Annotated in this window: 16 protein-coding genes; 6 read left to right on the top strand and 10 right to left on the bottom strand. The window is 71.3% G+C overall.

Annotated elements, in window-relative coordinates; genetic code table 11:
• Nucleotides 1-3 precede the first annotated feature (3 nt).
• On the bottom strand, nucleotides 4-1,206 hold the full coding sequence (locus BMY97_RS12490) for an extracellular solute-binding protein (protein ID WP_177231299.1): 1,203 nt from the start codon (nucleotides 1,204-1,206) through the stop codon (nucleotides 4-6).
• A gap of 51 nt (nucleotides 1,207-1,257) precedes the next feature.
• Here BMY97_RS12490 and BMY97_RS12485 point away from each other — a divergent pair, with 51 nt between their 5' ends.
• Both BMY97_RS12485 and BMY97_RS12480 read left to right on the top strand, forming a co-directional pair.
• Nucleotides 1,258-2,373 (top strand): Gfo/Idh/MocA family protein, encoded by a 1,116-nt coding sequence (locus BMY97_RS12485; RefSeq protein WP_091616930.1) that lies wholly within the window; start codon nucleotides 1,258-1,260, stop codon nucleotides 2,371-2,373.
• Complete coding sequence (locus BMY97_RS12480) at nucleotides 2,370-3,377, top strand: LacI family DNA-binding transcriptional regulator (RefSeq protein WP_177231298.1); 1,008 nt, start codon at nucleotides 2,370-2,372, stop codon at nucleotides 3,375-3,377. The genes BMY97_RS12485 and BMY97_RS12480 overlap by 4 nt, the downstream gene beginning before the upstream one ends.
• On the opposite strand, the gene BMY97_RS12475 is transcribed toward BMY97_RS12480, so the two are convergent.
• The 7 genes from BMY97_RS12475 to BMY97_RS12440 are packed head-to-tail and all read right to left on the bottom strand — an operon-like array spanning nucleotide 3,363 to nucleotide 11,808.
• Nucleotides 3,363-4,583 (bottom strand): ABC transporter permease, encoded by a 1,221-nt coding sequence (locus BMY97_RS12475; protein ID WP_091616928.1) that lies wholly within the window; start codon nucleotides 4,581-4,583, stop codon nucleotides 3,363-3,365. The genes BMY97_RS12480 and BMY97_RS12475 overlap by 15 nt on opposite strands.
• A 14-nt stretch (nucleotides 4,584-4,597) precedes the next feature.
• Nucleotides 4,598-6,088 carry a sugar ABC transporter ATP-binding protein gene (locus tag BMY97_RS12470; protein WP_091616927.1) on the bottom strand — a complete coding sequence of 497 codons (1,491 nt, stop codon included), beginning with the start codon at nucleotides 6,086-6,088 and terminating at the stop codon, nucleotides 4,598-4,600.
• On the bottom strand, nucleotides 6,082-7,056 hold the full coding sequence (locus BMY97_RS12465) for a sugar ABC transporter substrate-binding protein (protein WP_091616926.1): 975 nt from the start codon (nucleotides 7,054-7,056) through the stop codon (nucleotides 6,082-6,084). The genes BMY97_RS12470 and BMY97_RS12465 overlap by 7 nt, the downstream gene beginning before the upstream one ends.
• 16 nt (nucleotides 7,057-7,072) lie before the next feature.
• Nucleotides 7,073-8,512: a single stranded DNA-binding domain-containing protein gene (locus tag BMY97_RS12460; RefSeq protein WP_143086187.1), complete on the bottom strand. Its 1,440-nt coding sequence runs from the start codon at nucleotides 8,510-8,512 to the stop codon at nucleotides 7,073-7,075.
• A 43-nt stretch (nucleotides 8,513-8,555) separates the two neighbouring features.
• Nucleotides 8,556-9,863 carry an MFS transporter gene (locus BMY97_RS12450; RefSeq protein ID WP_091616923.1) on the bottom strand — a complete coding sequence of 436 codons (1,308 nt, stop codon included), beginning with the start codon at nucleotides 9,861-9,863 and terminating at the stop codon, nucleotides 8,556-8,558.
• A 36-nt stretch (nucleotides 9,864-9,899) separates the two neighbouring features.
• Nucleotides 9,900-10,874 (bottom strand): alpha-ketoacid dehydrogenase subunit beta, encoded by a 975-nt coding sequence (locus BMY97_RS12445; protein ID WP_091616922.1) that lies wholly within the window; start codon nucleotides 10,872-10,874, stop codon nucleotides 9,900-9,902.
• Entirely contained in the window at nucleotides 10,867-11,808 is a 942-nt protein-coding gene (locus tag BMY97_RS12440; protein ID WP_091617104.1) for a thiamine pyrophosphate-dependent dehydrogenase E1 component subunit alpha, read from the bottom strand. Before BMY97_RS12440 ends, BMY97_RS12445 begins: the two co-directional genes overlap by 8 nt.
• A gap of 158 nt (nucleotides 11,809-11,966) precedes the next feature.
• Between BMY97_RS12440 and BMY97_RS12435 the strand changes: the two genes are divergently transcribed.
• From BMY97_RS12435 to BMY97_RS12420, 4 genes are read left to right on the top strand one after another with little or no spacing between them, the layout of a single operon-like run.
• Complete coding sequence (locus tag BMY97_RS12435; protein WP_218156769.1) at nucleotides 11,967-13,307, top strand: class-II fumarase/aspartase family protein; 1,341 nt, start codon at nucleotides 11,967-11,969, stop codon at nucleotides 13,305-13,307.
• Nucleotides 13,308-13,319: 12 nt separating this feature from the next.
• Nucleotides 13,320-14,099 carry an SDR family NAD(P)-dependent oxidoreductase gene (locus BMY97_RS12430; protein WP_091616921.1) on the top strand — a complete coding sequence of 260 codons (780 nt, stop codon included), beginning with the start codon at nucleotides 13,320-13,322 and terminating at the stop codon, nucleotides 14,097-14,099.
• Between the two features lie 10 nt (nucleotides 14,100-14,109).
• On the top strand, nucleotides 14,110-14,589 hold the full coding sequence (locus tag BMY97_RS12425) for a VOC family protein (protein ID WP_177231297.1): 480 nt from the start codon (nucleotides 14,110-14,112) through the stop codon (nucleotides 14,587-14,589).
• Nucleotides 14,586-15,479: a cyclase family protein gene (locus BMY97_RS12420; protein WP_091616919.1), complete on the top strand. Its 894-nt coding sequence runs from the start codon at nucleotides 14,586-14,588 to the stop codon at nucleotides 15,477-15,479. Before BMY97_RS12425 ends, BMY97_RS12420 begins: the two co-directional genes overlap by 4 nt.
• On the opposite strand, the gene BMY97_RS12415 is transcribed toward BMY97_RS12420, so the two are convergent.
• The gene (locus tag BMY97_RS12415; protein ID WP_091616918.1) at nucleotides 15,450-16,106 is read right to left on the bottom strand and encodes a TetR/AcrR family transcriptional regulator; all 657 of its coding nucleotides are present in this window, start codon (nucleotides 16,104-16,106) and stop codon (nucleotides 15,450-15,452) included. The genes BMY97_RS12420 and BMY97_RS12415 overlap by 30 nt on opposite strands.
• Before the next feature lie 15 nt (nucleotides 16,107-16,121).
• Nucleotides 16,122-16,562: a nitroreductase family deazaflavin-dependent oxidoreductase gene (locus BMY97_RS12410; RefSeq protein ID WP_091616917.1), complete on the bottom strand. Its 441-nt coding sequence runs from the start codon at nucleotides 16,560-16,562 to the stop codon at nucleotides 16,122-16,124.
• Nucleotides 16,563-16,658: the final 96 nt, after the last annotated feature.

The raw sequence follows: 16,658 nt of genomic DNA, 5'->3' as shown, positions 1-16,658 counted from the left end.
GGTTCAGCCGAGCAGCGCGGTGAGTTCTTCGTGGGCGCGGCCGAGCGCTTGTTCCCCGGCCGCGTCGACGACCACCGCGCGCATCATCTCGTTGAGGATCGCGCCGATCCGCGGCCACCGCGGATCGGCGGGCAGGGAGCGCGCGCTGCCGTGGGCGGCTTCGAGCACGGCGTAGTACGGCGCGACGGCCTGGACCTCGGGCGCCGCCCACGAGTCCCGCCGGGTCGCCGAGCCGCCGGCGAGCGCGGTCCGCACGTCCATCTCGTGCGTGGTCAGCCGGCGGATCAGGTCGGCCGACCGCCGCGGGTCCTCGGCCCCGGCCGGAACGGCGAGCACCCAGTAGGCGTTGATCGTCACGGCGCCGGCCAGCCCGCTCGGCGTCGGCGCGCAGCCGACGAGACCGTGCGTAGGCGAGTACTTTTCAGCGGACAACGCGGCGAATCCGCACCAGTTCACCATCATCGCGGCTTCACCGGCGGCGAAACGCACCCCGGACTCGACGCTGTCCCACCGCGCCGCCGCAGGGTCGACCACCTTGCTGACGTGCCAGAGGTCGTGCAGGAACGCGATCGCCTCGCGCGCGGCGGGCGAGTCCAAACCGGACTTCCCGCCGACGATCAGCTCCCCGCCGCGGCTCCACAGGTGAGTCAGGAAGTCGTACACATTGTTGTGCTCGTCCGGGAATCCCGCTTGGACGGTGCCGCGCAGGCCCTCGGCCGGACGGTCGAACCACAGCGCCTGGTCCCGGAACTCGGCCCAGGTCGTCGCCGGGGCCAGCGGATAACCGAACCGCTCGCGGAAGCCCGCCTGCTCGGCTTCGCTCTCGTACAGGTCCTTGCGGTAGATCAGCAGCATCGGGCCGTCGTGATAGGCGACGCCGTAGTTCCGGCCGTCGGGCCCCGTCTGCAATGCCCGCAAGGACGGGACCCAGGCCGACGGCCAGCCCTCCGGCGGCGTGTCCCCGAAATCGAGCGGCACGAGCTTGCCCGACTCGATCAGCGAGGGGAGCCAGTCGGTGATGAGCAGCAGCACGTCGTAGTCCCCGGAGGTCGCGCCGTCCTCGTCGAGCACGATCCGCTGGAGGTCGCCGATCTCGGCCAGTTCGAACGCGGCCGGCTCGGCGATCGCGCCGAGCTGGGCGGTGAACGCGCGCTCGAACCCGTCGAACTTCCGCCCGAGCACCTTCAGCACCGTTGTGCCGGCCATGGCCGCTCCCATCGCTCAATCGTTTGACTGTTCCTATCACGAGGTGCTGTCATGGGGGAAGACACTGACCGGATTCCGAGGGAGCGACCCGTGCTGGACCTGTTCACCCCGATCGCGGCGGCGTGCGAGCTGAGCATCCCGGAGGCGCTCCGGCGCCCGGTGGGGGTGCTCGGCGCGGGTGCGATCGTCCAGGTCGCCCACCTTCCGGCCTACCGCCGCCACGGCGTGCCCGTGGCCGCGATCTGCGACCTCGACCCCGCGCGGGCCGAGGAGGTGCGGGCGCGATTCGACCTGCCCGCGGTGCGCACCGTGGACGAGCTGCTGTCGGACCCGTCCATCGAAGTGGTGGACATCGCGGTGGTCCCGCACGCGCAGCCCGCGCTGGCCGAGCGTGCGCTGCGCGCCGGAAAGCACGTGCTGGCACAGAAGCCGCTCGCCGAAGACAGTGCGACGGCGAGCCGCCTGGCCGGGATCGCCGCCGAGACCGGGCGCGAGCTCGTGGTCAATCATCAGATGCGCTACGGCGAAGGGATGGCCGCCGCGCGGGCGATCGCGGAGGCCGGCTGGCTCGGCGAAGTCACCACCGTGACCTTCGACGTGGACATCAGCACCGACTGGTCGGCCTGGGACTGGCTGCTGAACTCCCCCAAGCTCGACCTCTTCTACCACTCGATCCACTACTTCGACACGATCCGCGCGCTCTTCGGCAGCCCGGAGCGGGTGTTCTGCGCCGGCTCCCGGCGCCCGGGGCAGGCCGCGGCCGGGGAGACCCGCACGATGACGACCATGCTCTGGCCCGGTGGCCGCCGCGCGCTCGTGCACGTCAACCACGAGAACCTCACCGGCGACCACCACGCGCGGTTCCGCATCGACGGGTCGGCGGGCAGCGTGCGCGGGACCATCGGCCTGTTGTATGACTATCCGGACGGCCGCCCCGACACGCTGGAGGTGCAGAGCACCGTGCTCCCGACCGACGGGTGGGTACCCTATCCGGTGACCTCCCGATGGATCCCGGACGCCTTCGCCGGGCCGATGCGCGCTTTGCTCTCCTCGATCGCCGGCGGCCCCACGGCACCGACACACGCCGCGGACGCGGTCGAAACGGTCCGGCTGGTCGAGGCGTGTTACGCGGCCATGGCCACCGGCGAGACGCAGAAGCTCGGATGACCAGCGCGAAGCGCGTGACGCTCACGGACGTCGCGAAACTGGCCCGGGTGGACAAGTCCGTGGTGTCGCGGGTGATCAACGACGACGACCGGCTGGTGATCAAGCCGGAGACCCGCGATCGCGTGCTGGCGGCGATCCAGGAGCTCGACTATCACCCGAACGCCGCCGCGCGGAGCCTCCGCACGGCCCAGTCCGGCACCTACGGATTGCTCATCCCCGATTTCGCGAACCCGATCTACGCGGAGATCATCAAGGGCGCGGAGCAGGCGGCCGCCGCGCGGGACACGGTGCTGCTCACCGGCACGGTGAACGAAGACCACCCGGAACGCTACGTCCGGATGCTCGCGTCCGGACGCGTCGAAGGCCTGCTGCTGGCCTCCGACAAGCTTTCCGCGCAGGCGATCGAGGCACTGCGGCACACCGGCCGCCCGATCGTCTCGGTCAACCAGCGGGTGCCCGGGGTCGAGCGGATGATCCTCGCCGACGACGAACGGGCGAGCGCGCTGGTCGTGCGGCATCTGACCGACCTGGGACACGAGCGGATCGCGCACATCCGCGGCCCGCGCAACAGCGACACCGCGCGCCGCCGGCTCAACGGCTACCGGGGCGCGCTCCGCGCCGGCGGGCTGACCCCCGACCCGGCGCTGGTGGCCGGGGACGGCTACACCAGCGAGACCGGCGCCGAGGCGATGCGGGAGCTGCTCGCCCTGCCCGAGCCGCCCACGGCGGTGCTGGTGGCGAACGTGGCGGCCGCGGTCGGGGCGCTCAGCGCGGCCCGCCAGCTCGGCGTCCGGGTGCCGGAAGACGTTTCGGTGGCGACGATCCACGACATCCCGCTGGCCGCGAACCTGGCTCCGGCGCTCACCACCGTGCGCATGCCGCTGGCGGAAATGGGCCGCCAGGGCATGCTCGCCCTCTTCGGCGAGGACTCCGGCAGCGGCCGGACCGTGGTGCGCACCGAAACCGAGCTGATCGTGCGGGACAGCACCTCAGCGCGAGCCTGAAACCGCGTTCTCCTTCGCGGCGTCAGGCTGTTCGGCGGATGCCTTCGTGAACCGTGCTTTCAGGAAGGCCCGTCCTCGTGAGCTGGTCGCGGTGTAGAGCGCCGCGGCGGCGACGAGCACCCCGCCCTGGACCACGTTCTGGTAGTTGGAGCCGATGTTCAGCACGTTGAACCCGTTGCTGAGGGTGAACAGGATCAGCGCGCCGGCCACGGATTTCGCGACGTAGCCGGACCCGCCGAGCAGCGAGGTGCCGCCGAGCACCGCGGCCGCGATGACCGTCAGCTCGCCTCCGGTGAGGACCGTCGGGTCGACGGAGTTGAACCGCCCGGCGTACAGCAGGCCGGCCAGCCCGGCGACGAGTCCGTTGAGGACGAACGCGCCCATCTTGTACCGGTCGACGTCGATGCCCGAAAGCCTTGCCGCTTCGGCGTTTCCGCCGACCGCGTAGAGATTTCGGCCGATCACCGTGTAGCGCAGCACCGCGCCGGCCGCCACCGTGAGGACGAGCAGCAGCCACACCGGCGTCGTCTGGGAGAGCAGTTTCGGCTGGGCGACGGCGACGAACACGAGTAGCACCCCCGCGACCACCGGACCGGCGGCCGCACTCACGGCTCGGCGTCGCGCCGGCGAGCGCAGCACGGCGAACACCGGCAGCCCGACGAGGACCAGCCCGAGGATGATCGCGACGGGCACGGGCAAGGCGAACCGCGCCGTGGCGAAATCGTGCAGTGCCGGGTTCACCGCGGCGATCGACTGGCCGTCGAGGATCACCTGGACCACGCCCCGGACCGCGGTCAGCGTGCCGAGGGTGACGATGAAGGCGTTCACCCCGACCTTCTGCACCAGCACCGCGTTGACCACGCCGACGACCAGCCCCGTGCCCAGTGCCCCGGCGGCCGCGGCCGCCACGCCGTACCGGTCGACCAGCTCCAGCGCGACGGTGCCGGACAGCGCCGCCGTCGAGGCCACCGACAGGTCGAAGTTGCCGGTGATCAGCACGAGGGTCATGAACACGGCCATGATCGCGATCAGTGCGGCCTGGTCCAGGATGTTGCTCAGGTTGACGCTCGCCAGGTACGGCGGGCGGCCCTGGAGCGACGAGGTGATCGTGAGCACCGCGACGAGGCCGATCAGCGCGTAAACGACGCCCGCGCTGCGCAGTGACAGGGTGCGGCGCCAGCCGCGGACGGGACCTGGGGTGGGCATGGGGGCGGGTCCTTTCACAGACCGCTGGCGAGCGCGGTGAGTTCGTGCAGGGAGGTGTCGGCGGCCCGGCGCTGCGCGGTGAGCCGGCCCCGGCGCAGCACCAGGACGCGGTCGCAGGCGCCGAGGAGTTCCTCGAATTCGGAAGCGACGATGAGCACGGCCTTCCCGGCGGCGGCCAGCCGCCGGATCAGCCCGATGATGTCGGCCTTGGCGCCGACGTCGACGCCCGCGGACGGTTCGTCGAGCAGGAAGACCTTCGCCGGCCCGTACAGCCATTTCGCGAAGACGACCTTCTGCGCGTTGCCGCCGCTCAGGCTTCCGACCGGTGCCTCGGTCGAGCCGGTGACGATGCCGAGGTCCGCGACCGCGCGATCGGCGATCTCTTCCTCCCGCCGCCGGTCGGGCAGCAGGCGCCGCCAGGACAGGCTGGGCAGGTACGGCAGGGAGACGTTCCGGGTGAGCGACCAGTCGCGCAGCAGTCCCTGCCGCGCCCGGTCCTCGGGCACCAGCGCCAGCCCCGCGCGGACCCCCGCCCTCGGGCTGTGCCCGCTCAGCGCGCGCCCCGCGACCCGCACCACCCCGGTCGCCGAACGGTCCGTGCCGAAGATCGCTTCGAGCAGTTCCGTCCGCCCGCTGCCGAGCAGGCCGGCGAGCCCGACGACCTCACCGGCGCGCACCGTCAGATCGACCGGGCCGAAGCGTCCGGGCGAACCCAGGCCGGCGACCTCGAGCAGCGGTTCGCCTTGGCGCGCCGCGGGTTCCGGCGGCTCCTCGACCGCGGCCAGCCGGGCGCCGACGATCGCCGTGACGAGGTCCGGTTTGGACATTCCGGCGGTCGGCCGGTCGGCGACCACCCGCCCGTCACGCAGCACGGTGAGCTGATCGGTGAGCTCGAGGATCTCGTCGAGGAAGTGCGAGACGTAGATGAACGCGGTCCCCTGCCCACGCAGCCGCCGGATCGCGGCGAACAGGACCGCGCGTTCGGTGGGCGAGAGCGCCGCGGTCGGCTCGTCGAGCAGCACCAGCGCCGGATCCCGGGTCAGGGCCTGCAGGATCGCGACCATCTGCCGGGCCCCGACCGAGAGCGTGTCGACCTGCCGACGAGCGTCCAATGTGTACCCGACGCGCTCGCACAGCCGCGCCAGCTCCGCCTCACGCGCCCCGGCGTCCCAGCGCAGCCGGGTCTGGGTGCCGAGGAAAACGTTGTCCAGCACGCTGAGCGACCCGACGAGCGGGGTGTGCTGGTGCACTGTGGCCAGTCCCGCGGCGAGCGCGCCGGCCGGGCTGTCCCACGCTGCCGGCTCGCCCCGCCAGCGCAGCGTTCCCCCGGTGGCGGGTTCGACGCCGGACACGATCTTGATGAGCGTGGACTTGCCGGCGCCGTTCGCGCCGATCAGGCCGTGCACCGTGCCCGGCCCGACCGCGAGCGACACCCCGCGCAACGCCTGGGTCCCGCCCGCGTAGACCTTCCGGACGTCTTCGGCCGCCAGCAGCGGGGTCACCATTGCGGCACGCAGCTGCCGACGTTGGCCCCGGTGATGCCCGGGGTGTCGTAGAAAGTGGTCTTCGGCGGCGTGGCCGCCTTGCCGGTGAGGACGTCGTGCATCATCTGCACGGCCATCGCGCCTTCGTCGTGCGGCTTGTAGCAGACCGTGCCGAACAGGTCACCGGTCTTGATCGCCGCGATGCCGCTCGCCGAGCCGCCGACGCCGATGATCTTCGCGCTGGAGCCGGCGGCCTTCACCGCGGCGGAGCAGCCCACCGCCATGTCGTCGGAGATGGCGTAGAACAGCCCGATGCCGGGATTCCCGGCCAGCACGTTCTGGCAGGCCGACTGACCGTCCTGTTTGGTCCAGTTGCCCGGCTGGGTGGCGACCACCTGGTACTTTCCCGCACCGGCGCCGTCCAGGGCGGCGCGGAACTTCGTGACCCTGGTGGTGTTCTCGACGAATCCCGCCGCACCGGTGATCACGGCGACCTTCCCGCCCTGCGGCAGCGCATCGAGCGCCATCTTCCCGGCCGTGCCGCCGGCGGCGGCCTCGTTCTCGTCGAGCACGAACTTCAGCTTCCGGTACGGGTCCGACACCTCGCGGTCCGCGCCGACGTAACCGTGCACGGTGGCCACCGGGATGCCCGCGGCGTCGGCCTGGTCGGCCAGCGCCTGCGCCGGCCCCGGTGACAGCGGCACGAGCAGGATCCCGCTCACCCGCTGGGCGATCAGGTCCTGGACCTGGCCCGCCTGCTTCTGCTGGTCGCCCTGGGAATCGAGGTCGACGAGCTTGATCCCCAGCTGCGCGGCCTTTTCCTTGGCGCCCTTGGTTATGGCGGCCGGGAAGGTCACGGATTCCTGCTGGTTCGCCAGCCCGATGGTGAGCGGCCCCGACCCGGCCGGCGGCTGGGCGTCGGGCGAGTCGCAGGCGGCCAGCAGGAGCGCCGAACCGGCCGCGACGGCGGCGAGAACTCTGGCTTTCATCGATCCTCCACGGTTGCTAGTGGCCAGGACGCGTGCCGGACGCGTCGTAGAACTCGGCTCCGGCAAGCTCCGCGTTCGCCCGCGGCGAGCCGTCGTACGTCTCCTGATCGACCTGGACACGCACGGTGTCGGCGACCTGCGGCGCGCCGCCGCCGGTGACAACGGCCGCGTCGGTGGTGAAGCCGGAGCCGATCACCAGAGCCCCGGTGGGGCCGGTCGCCGGTCCGGAGCGCGGGGTCACCGAAACGACCTTCGGACCGCCTGCTGCGGCGAGGAGGCGGAAGGCCGGTTCGAGACCGGCGCCGGCGAGCACGTCACGCGGCAGGTCCGCGGCACCAGGGCGAAGCGGCAGCTGGTGGTTGCCCGGGTACTGCGGATCGATCGCGCTGTCGCCGCAGGGGCAAACGGCGATCGGGTCCGCGTCGTAGTTGCCCTGGAACCGGAGGCGGGTCCCGTGCGCGAAACCGGCTTCCTCGTCGATGCTCCCGTCGGCTTTCGGGATCGTGCGATCCTGGTGGCCTTCCAGGTAGGTCGTGTCGCCGGCGTTGATGCTGCCGGTCAGGTCCGGGTGCGCGGGCCGGTCGAGGTGCCCGGCGCTCGCCCCGCTGTCGACGCCGTCCCACGGCACGAACGCGATCTCCCCGACGTCGGCGGGATGCGGGTCGTTCGAACTGCCCAGCATCGGGCCGGTGCCCGGGATGTCGCTGAACACGTTGCCCCGCACCAGGTTGTCCTGGCTGCCGTAGGCGAAGGCGAGACCGGCGGCACCGAGGTGGGTGAACGTGTTGGTCACGTTGTGCGCGGCGCGCCAGGTGACGTTGGCCGATTCCTCAGCGTTCGCGCCGAACGGGCAAGTGCACCACTGTCCGGGGTGCGGCAGGGAGGCGTTCTCGAGCCGGGTGGGCATCGCGGTGGAGGCTAGATCGGGGAAATAGGCCCCGGCTTGCAGCGGCGGCTTGGGCCGGTCCGTCACGTTGTCCCAGCAGGCCTGCTGCATCGTGAGGCGCGCGCCGGAGACGGCGCCAGCCCGGCAGCGTGACTCGGTCCAGTCGCCGTCGTTGCGGGTCAGCACGACCGGGGCGGGCCCCTGCGCGATCGGGGCCCGTGCGCCGTCGACGTACAACTGCCTGCTGCGGGCGTCGTTCGGGACCGGCGCCGCCTGCCGGATCACCTGGTGGCCGTGCTGTCCCGAATCACGATCGGTCGGCGCCAGCGGACGGTCGAGCCGGTAGGTCCCGCCGGCGAGCTGGACGACTACGTCGCCCCGCGTCCGATCGACGAGAGCCCGCACCACTCGCCGGGCGTCGAAGAGGCCACCCGGGCGAAACGCCGAACAGTCACCGCCCCGTCCGTCCGGGGCGACCGGCAGAACGACGGGTCCACCGGCGCTCGCGGCCGGTTGAGCCGCGGCGGTGCCGGCGGCCACCGGCACCGCCGATCGGAGCTGCCCGCGCATGAGATCCCCTTCTGAGATCAAACGTTTGACCGCGTTGTCGAAGTCAATCAGACAAACGATTGACCGATGGGCTTCGTACAGCCTCGTGTTCCGGGGAGCGGATGTCAAGCCTCGTCTTGTCCTTCACCAGCGCCACGACCGCGAGCGCCCCGATCACCGACAGGACCCCGCCGATCAGGAACGCCGAGGTGTAGCTGCCCGTCGACTCGACGACGGCGCCGGTCACGATCGGGGCGAGGATTCCGGCCAGCGTCGAGCACATCTGGATCACGCCGGCGAGGCGGCCCCGGTGGCTCGCCGGGACGAGCGTGACGATCAGCGCCTGGTACTGGTAGCTGGCCAGCAGGAAGAAGATCGCGACGCACACCAGCGCGATCGCGAGCGACGGCGACCGGACGAACGGCGACGGCCCGAAGCAGACGGCCACCGCGATCAGGCTCACCACGATCATCCACTTGCGCGGCCGCACAAAGCTTCCGGTGCGTTTGACGAGCCGGTCGGCGACGAATCCCCCGGTGATCAGGCCCGCCGTCGCCGCGACCCACGGAATGGTCGCGATCCCGCCCAGCTCCGCCTTGCTCACGCCCCTGGCGTCGACGAGATAGGTCGGGTACCAGGTCAGGAACATGAAGAGCACCCACGAGTAGGCGAAGAACGCGATCGCGAGGGCGAGGACGAACGGGGTGCGCAGCAGCGCCCAGAACCGCGGCGCCGCAGCCGTTTCGCCCGGCACGACCTCGTGGTCGGCGACGACGTAGGCCCGTTCCGCCGCGTCGGACCGAGGGTGCCCGGCCGGCCGGTCCCGCGCGACGAACCACCACACCGCGCACCAGAGCAGGCCGAGGGCGCCGAGCACGACGAAGGTCGGCCGCCAGCCGATCGTCGTGCTCGCCCAGACCACCAGCGGGGTCGCGATGATCGGGCCGATGGTGGTGCCCGCCTGGGCCAGGTTGAGCATCGTCGAGGTCTGCCGCATCGGGAACCAGTTCGCGGTCAGCTTCGTGCTGATCGGCGCCTGCGGCCCCTCCCCCGCGCCGAACAGCAGCCGCGCGACGATCAGCGATCCCGCGCTCCACGCGCTGGCGGTGAGCGGGATGGTCAGCGACCACACCAGCATGCAGACCGTGTAGGCCTTGCGCACGCCGATCCGGTCGACCATGAACCCGCCGAACAGCGAAAAGGGCGAGTAGGTCCAGAAGAACGCGCTGAGGATCACGCCCCACAGCGCGGGCGAGAAGTGGAACTCCGCCAGGATGAACGGCGCGGCGACCGAGAGCGCGATCCGGTCCCCGTAGTTGATCAGGCAGGCGACGAAGTTCATCGCGAACACCTGGTAGCGGACCTTGGTCATCGTTGACTCCGGGAGGGTGGGGACAGCAGGGGAAAATCAGCCCGCGGCGAACTGCTTCAGCCCGGCGTGGATCCGGTCGGCGCCGGGGATGAGCGCCGCCGCGAGCTCGGGGGTGGCGGGGATGCGGGAGTCGTCGGTGCCGATCCTCAGTGGACGTCCGGAAAGAACGCCCGCTTCGAGGGCGCGCACGATCACCTCACCGCCGAAGCCGCCGGTGGTGTTGGCCTCGTGCACCACCGCGAGCCGCCCACCGGTGTCCACAAGGGACCGGTGCAGCGCGTCGTGGTCGAACGGGTTCAGCCAAGGGGTCTCGAGAACGGTCAGCCGGACGCCCTCCTCCGCGAGGCGGTCGGCCGTGGCCAGGACCTGGTGGGTGATCGCGCCCCAGGTGACGACGGTCGCCGCCGGACCGGTGCGGCGCACGTGGCTCCCGCCGATCGGCTTCGGCGCGGCATCGGTCACGACGTTTTCCTTGGCACCGAAGTACAGCGTCCGGTTGTCGATCACGACCACCGGGTCGTCGTTGTACACGGCGGACACCATCACGTCGAACGCGTCCTGCGGAGTGGAGGGGATCGCGACGCGCAGCCCCGGGGTGTGGGTGAAGAGGGCTTCGAGGTTCTGCGAATGCTGTGCGCACGCAGCGGGCGAGTTGCCCTGCTGGGTCCGCACGACGAGCGGCGCCTTCAGCCGCCCCTCGGAGACGTACCGGATATTGGCGGCCTGGTTGACCATCTGGTCCAGCGCCACCAGGAAGAAGTCGGCCCACATGATCTCGACGATCGGCCGCCGTCCCATCATCGCGGCGCCGACGGCCGAGCCGAGGATCGCCGACTCGCTGATCGGCGTGTCGAACACGCGGTCCCCGAAGTCCTTCCAGAGCCGCCGGGTCACCCCGTGCACCCCGCCCGGCTTGGCCACGTCCTCGCCGTAGAGCAGGGTTTCCGGGACCTGCTCGAGACAGCGGCGCAGCGCCGCGTTGACGGCGCCGGAATAGTTCAGCTCAGGCATAGAGGTGCTCCTTGACCGTCCGGACCTCGGCGGCCGGGTCCGCCAGCGCTTGTTCGGCCGCGGCCGCGACCTCCGCCCGGACCTCGCGTTCCAGTGCTCCGGTGTCCACTCCGGACCCGGCCGCCCCGGCGGTGGCCACCGCGATCGGCTCGACCAGGCCGTCCGCCTCCAGTTCGTCCCTGGTCCGGTACTGCTGCACGTCGCCGATGTAGTGCCCGACCAGCCGCTGCGTGATCAGCTCCACGAACGCGGGCCCGCCGCCTTCGCGTGCGGCCTCGGCGAGGCCGGCGACGGTCTCCCGCACCACCGCGGGATCGTTGCCGTCGATCCGGGTGGCCGGCAGGCCGAGCGCGGCGGCCCGCTCGGTCAGCGCCTCGTTGCGCACCATGTCGCGAATCGGGGTCAGCTCCGAATACCGGTTGTTCTCGCACAGGAACAGCACCGGCAGGCCGAACACCGCGGCGAAGTTCATCGCCTCGTGCACCGCGCCCTGGTTCATCGCGCCGTCACCGAAAACGGTCATCGCCAGCCGGCCGGTCCCGTCGTGCTTGCCGGCCAGTGCCGCGCCCACCGCGTGCGAGGCGCCACCGCCGACGATCGAGTTTTCGCCGTAGAAGCCGTATTCCGGCGCGCTGAAGTACGCCGAACCGCCGCGCCCGCCGTTGACTCCCGTGGCCCGGCCCAGCAGTTCCGCGAACAGCGGGCGCAACGGCGTGCCGCGGCCGATCGCCCAGCCGTGCCCGCGATAGGTCGCGAACAGCGCGTCGGACTCCGTGAGCGCGTCGCACGCGCCGACCGGGCCGGCCTCCTGCCCGATGCACAGGTGCACCGAACCCCGGACGTCCCCGGATTTGTGCAGGGCCTGGATCTGCTCCTCGAACGCCCTGATCCGCCACATCGCCCGCAGGTCAGCCACCAGCCGATCCGTCGTCATCGACACCTCTCCGGTCGTCCAGTCAATCGATTGATCTCACTAAAACACAGGGCCTCGGCACACGCAACGGGCACCGGGCATTGAATCGGCGCGAGCGGCGTCGTAGGGTCAGACAATCGATTGACCGATCCGGTCACCACAGCGAGCGAGGGAGGGCGATGGGCCCGCAGCGTTTCGAGATGCTGGTCGGCTTGTACGGCGACGAGCGCATCACGGCGATCCTGTCGGAGGAGGCCACGGTCGAAGCCTGGCTCCGGGTCGAGGCCGCATTGGCGGCGGCACAGGGCGAACTGGACGTGATCACGAGCGCGGACGCCATGGCCGTCGCCGGCGCCGCGAAGATGGCGAACATCGACCTGGACCGGTTGTGGAAGGAGACCCGCACCGTCGGCTACCCGATCCTGTCGCTGGTCCGCCAGCTCGACGCCGCGCTGCCCGAGGCGCACCGCGGCCGGGTCCACTATGGCGCGACGACGCAGGACGTGATGGATTCCGGGCTGGCGCTGCAGCTGGACGAGGCCGCGGCCCGCCTCGGCGAGCTGCTCGGCGGGTTCGGCGACGCGCTGGCCCGGCTGGCCAAGGCGCACACCGGCACCGTGATCGCCGGACGCACCCACGCGCTGCAGGCCGTGCCCACCACCTTCGGCGCCAAGCTCGCCACCTTCCTCGGCGAGCTCGCCCGCCACCGTGATCGGCTCTCCGCGGCCCGCCGGCGGGTCGCGATCGTCTCCCTGTTCGGCGCGGGCGGCACCTCCGCCGCTTACGGGGACCAGGCCGTCCGGCTGCGCGCCCGGGTCGCGGAGCTGCTCGGGCTGGGGACGACCGACGTGCCCTGGCACGTGGCTCGCGACGGTCTCGCCGAGTTCGGCCTGGTCTGCTCGCTGACGGCCGCGACGTGCGCCCGGTTCGCGCGTGAGGTCGTCGACCTGTCGCGCACCGAGATCGCCGAGGTCGGCGAGGCCTCCGGGCACCACCGGGGCGCGTCCTCCACGATGCCGCAGAAGGTCAACCCGATCGAATCCGAAGCGGTCATCGGACTGTCCGCCACCACCGGCGCGCTCAGCTCGGCGCTGTTCCGGGTGATGGAGGCGGGCCACGAACGCGCGGCCGGCGAGTGGCAGGCCGAGTGGCAGGTGCTCCCCCAGGTCGTCGCCCTGTCCGCGGCGGCGCTGCGCACCTGCGCCTCGATCGCGGGCGGCCTGCAGGTCTTCCCGGAGGCCATGCGCGCCAATCTGGCCGCCGACGGCGGGCTGGTCATGGCCGAGGCCTACATGATGCGGCTGGCCGGCCGGCTCGGCCGGGAGAACGCGCACGACGTGGTGTACGCGGCGGTGCAGCAGTGCCGCGCCACCGGCGAACCGCTGTCCACGGCCTTGCGCGGTGCCCTGCCCGCGGACATCGCCGCCGACATCGAGCAGTTGCGGCCGGAGTCCTACCTCGGCCGCCCCCAGGAGACGGTCGACGCCGCCCTGGAACTGTGGCACACAAGCGAAACCTGACAAGGAGGTCCGGTGGGACGTTTTGACGGGAAGACCGCGTTCATCAGTGGCGCGGGCGGCGGAATCGGGCGTGCGTGCGCCCAGCTGCTCGCCGCCGAAGGCGCGAACGTGGCCGTCGCCGACATCGCCACGGCAGCGGCCGGGGACACAGTCAAGCTGATCAACTCGGCCGGCGGGACCGCGCTGGCGTACCCAGTGGACGTCACGTCCGGCGCGTCAGTCGAGGAAGCGGTGACGAGCGCGCAGAACGACCTGGGCCCGGTGACCCTCGCGGTCACCGCGGCCGGCGTGATCCGCAACAGCCCGTTCCTCGACCTCGACGAGGACAGCTGGGACCGCACGATGGCGGTGAACCTCAAGGGCACGTTCCTGGTCCTGCGCGCCGTCGCCCGGCGCGCCCGCGAGCACGGCGGCGGCGCGATGGTGGCCGTGTCGTCGGTCGCCGGCCGGGGCGCCCGCGCGACGGCCGCGGACTACGCGGCCAGCAAGGCCGGGGTGATCAGCGTCGTCCGTTCGGCCGCGCAGGCGCTGGCGGAGCACACGATCACCGTCAACGCGATCTGCCCCGGCGTGGTCGACACAGACATGACCCGGGCGATCCACCAGGCGAAGGCGAAGATCGAGCACATCACCCCGCAGCAGTCGTTCGACCACCAGGCCGCGCAGATTCCGCTCGGCCGCATCGTCTCCCCCGCCGAAGTGGCCGAGACGGCGGGCTTCCTGCTCTCGCCGTCGGCTGCTTACATCACCGGCCAGGCCGTGAACGTCTGCGGCGGCCTCGAAATGAATTGAGCGTGATCACGTGCTCCACGGCGTCTGGCACTTCAGCTTCACGGTGTCCGATTTGGACAAATCAGTGGCGTTCTACACCGAACAGCTCGGCCTCGAGCTGATCCACGCCCAGGAACAGAGCAACGAGTACACCAGCAAGCTGGTCGGGTACCCGCAGGCGCACCTGCGGATCGCCCAGCTCGTGGTGCCCGGCCAGCCCCGTGGGCGGTCCACCCACGACCTCGAGCTCGTCGAGTACGTCCAGCCCCGGGGCACCCGCGGCGAGGCCGAGATCTGCAACCCCGGCGCCGCGCACCTCGCGCTGACCGTCGACGACATCCACGACCGTTACGCCAGGATGACCGCCGCCGGCGTCCGGTTCTACTCACCGCCGAACGCCATCACCGCCGGCGTCAACACCGGCGGGTTCACCTGTTACCTCGAAGACCCGGACCGGATCGTGCTCGAACTCGTTCAGCCGCCCCTTCGCACCCAAGGAGAAGCCTCGTGACGGACGAGGAGCTCGTCGCCCTGTTCGACCGCTGCTCCAACACCGGCAAATGGGGGCCGGACGACGAACTCGGCACCCTGAACTACATCACCGACGCCAACCGGCGCGCCGCGGCCGCGCTGGTCCGGCACGGACGCGTCGTGTCGATCGGGCGGGACCTGTCCACCAGCCCCGATCGCCTCAACACCGACCCGCTCCGGCACCGGATGCTCTTCGACTCGACCAGCCCGGTGTCGGCATTGGACAGTTTCGAGCTCGCGCCGCACGGGTTCGCCGTCACCCACCTCGATGCCATCACCCACGTCTTCTGGCAGGGCCGGGGCTACAACGGCCGCACCTCCGCGGATTTGCTGAGCCCCCAAGGACTTCGCACCGGTTCGATCTTCGCCCAGCGCGAAGGCATCGTCACCCGCGGCGTGCTGCTCGACGTGGCGGCGGCCCGCGGCGTGCCGTTCCTCGAACCGGGCGAACCGGTCACCGCCGGCGATCTGGACGCGGCCGAGCGCCGCTCCGGAACCACCGTTGGGACCGGCGACGCGGTCTTCGTCCATATCGGACTCGAACGACGCGAAGCCGAACAGGGAACCGAAGACCCCGGCCACCGCGCCGGTCTCGACGCGACCTGCCTCCCGTGGCTCCACGACCGCGAGGTCGCCGTCTACAGTGGAGATTGCGTCGAGCAGATCCCGTTCCCCAGCAGCGTTGTCCCGCTGCCGCTGCACCAGATCGGCCTCGTCGCCATGGGGCTGGTGCTGCTCGACTGCCCGCGCCTCGCCGGCCTCCACCGCGTCTGCGCGGAGCTGGGCACCGCCGAATTCCTCCTCACCGCCGCACCCCTGCGCATCCCCGGCGGCACCGGGTCACCGGTGAACCCCGTGTGCCTCTTCTGAAGGCCCGCGGTGCGGCAAGGCGCAGAGCCGGGTGACGAGTTCGGTCCAGCCCTGCATGAGCCGCTTCCGCTGTCGCGCGGCCGCGGCGGACGAAAGGTCTTCGGTGGGCAGCTGGAGCATCAGCGGCCCGTCGAGGGCGCCGGTGAGCTGGGCGGCGAGCACGTCGAGATCCCCGAACGCGGGCCGGATCTCGCCGAGCAGCATCCGGATGTGCAAGCGGGACAACGGGGATTCGCCGGCGGGGATCTTCTGCCCGCCGTCGAGCGAGGCGCGGGCGATCTCGTGGTTGTCGAACAGGAAGCCGATCCGCGCGGTCCCGTAGGCGACCAGCCGCTCCAGCCCCGGGGCGCCGGGGCCGAGCGGCGGGTCGCCGGCCATGACGGCCTGCTGCAGCGAGCGTTCCTCCTCGTCCAGCAACGCCTGGAAGATGCCCGCCCGGCTGCCGAACCGGCGGAAGACCGTGCCCTTGCCCAGCCCTGACCGCGCGGCGAGCTCGTCCATCGTGACGTCGCTCGCCCCGCGCTCGGCCACCAGCGCCCGCGCCGCCGCCAGCAGCAGCGCCCGGTTGCGGACGGCGTCCGCGCGCTCCGGACGTGGTTTGCCCAGCTGCGGCAGAAATTCCTTCACGCGCGCCGATGCTGCCTACGCGTCGAACGGCGTCAGGACGAAGACGGGCATCCGGCGGGTGGTCTTCTTCTGGTACTCCGCGTAGTCCGGCCATGCCTCGATGGCCCGGGCGATCCAGGTGGCGTACTCGTCGCCGTCGACTTCCCGGGCCCGGTAGTCCTTCTTGACCGGGCCGTCCTGAAGCTCGACGTGCGGGTTCGCCTTCACGTTGTAGTACCAGACCGGGTTCTTGGGTGCACCGCCCAAAGAGGCCACGACCGCGTACTCGCCTTCGTGCTCCACCCGCTGCAGGGCCGTCTTGCGGATCTTGCCGGTCTTGGCGCCCAGCGAGGTCAGGACGATCACGGGCGCACCCTGGTTGTCGGTGCCCTCCGTGCCGCCGGAGCTCTCGTAGAGGTCCACCTGGTTACGGCTGAACTCGAACGCGCCCGGCTCGTACTCCCCGGTGAGAGGCATGACTCCACCAACTCTTTCGTTGATCGACTGTACGGTCAAACGGACTATACCCCGTTTCATGCCGGCGTGGCGCGCACCGGGCAACCGAGCCGGCCG

This window comes from Amycolatopsis saalfeldensis (genome assembly GCF_900110575.1).
Lineage (GTDB): Bacteria > Actinomycetota > Actinomycetes > Mycobacteriales > Pseudonocardiaceae > Amycolatopsis > Amycolatopsis saalfeldensis.
Note: the sequence above shows the minus strand (reverse complement) of the source record. Positions and strands in the feature narration are given on the sequence as shown.

Bases quoted from the DNA above. Each gene is read 5' to 3' on its own strand.
- BMY97_RS12435 (WP_218156769.1), top strand. From the start codon at position 11,967: ATGGGCCCGCAGCGTTTCGAGATGCTGGTCGGCTTGTACGGCGACGAG.
- BMY97_RS12480 (WP_177231298.1), top strand. From the start codon at position 2,370: ATGACCAGCGCGAAGCGCGTGACGCTCACGGACGTCGCGAAACTGGCC.
- BMY97_RS12410 (WP_091616917.1), bottom strand. From the start codon at position 16,562: ATGCCTCTCACCGGGGAGTACGAGCCGGGCGCGTTCGAGTTCAGCCGT.
- BMY97_RS12470 (WP_091616927.1), bottom strand. From the start codon at position 6,088: ATGGTGACCCCGCTGCTGGCGGCCGAAGACGTCCGGAAGGTCTACGCG.
- BMY97_RS12450 (WP_091616923.1), bottom strand. From the start codon at position 9,863: ATGACCAAGGTCCGCTACCAGGTGTTCGCGATGAACTTCGTCGCCTGC.
- BMY97_RS12485 (WP_091616930.1), top strand. From the start codon at position 1,258: ATGGGGGAAGACACTGACCGGATTCCGAGGGAGCGACCCGTGCTGGAC.
- BMY97_RS12475 (WP_091616928.1), bottom strand. From the start codon at position 4,583: ATGCCCACCCCAGGTCCCGTCCGCGGCTGGCGCCGCACCCTGTCACTG.
- BMY97_RS12440 (WP_091617104.1), bottom strand. From the start codon at position 11,808: ATGACGACGGATCGGCTGGTGGCTGACCTGCGGGCGATGTGGCGGATC.
- BMY97_RS12490 (WP_177231299.1), bottom strand. From the start codon at position 1,206: ATGGCCGGCACAACGGTGCTGAAGGTGCTCGGGCGGAAGTTCGACGGG.
- BMY97_RS12460 (WP_143086187.1), bottom strand. From the start codon at position 8,512: ATGCGCGGGCAGCTCCGATCGGCGGTGCCGGTGGCCGCCGGCACCGCC.
- BMY97_RS12445 (WP_091616922.1), bottom strand. From the start codon at position 10,874: ATGCCTGAGCTGAACTATTCCGGCGCCGTCAACGCGGCGCTGCGCCGC.
- BMY97_RS12465 (WP_091616926.1), bottom strand. From the start codon at position 7,056: ATGAAAGCCAGAGTTCTCGCCGCCGTCGCGGCCGGTTCGGCGCTCCTG.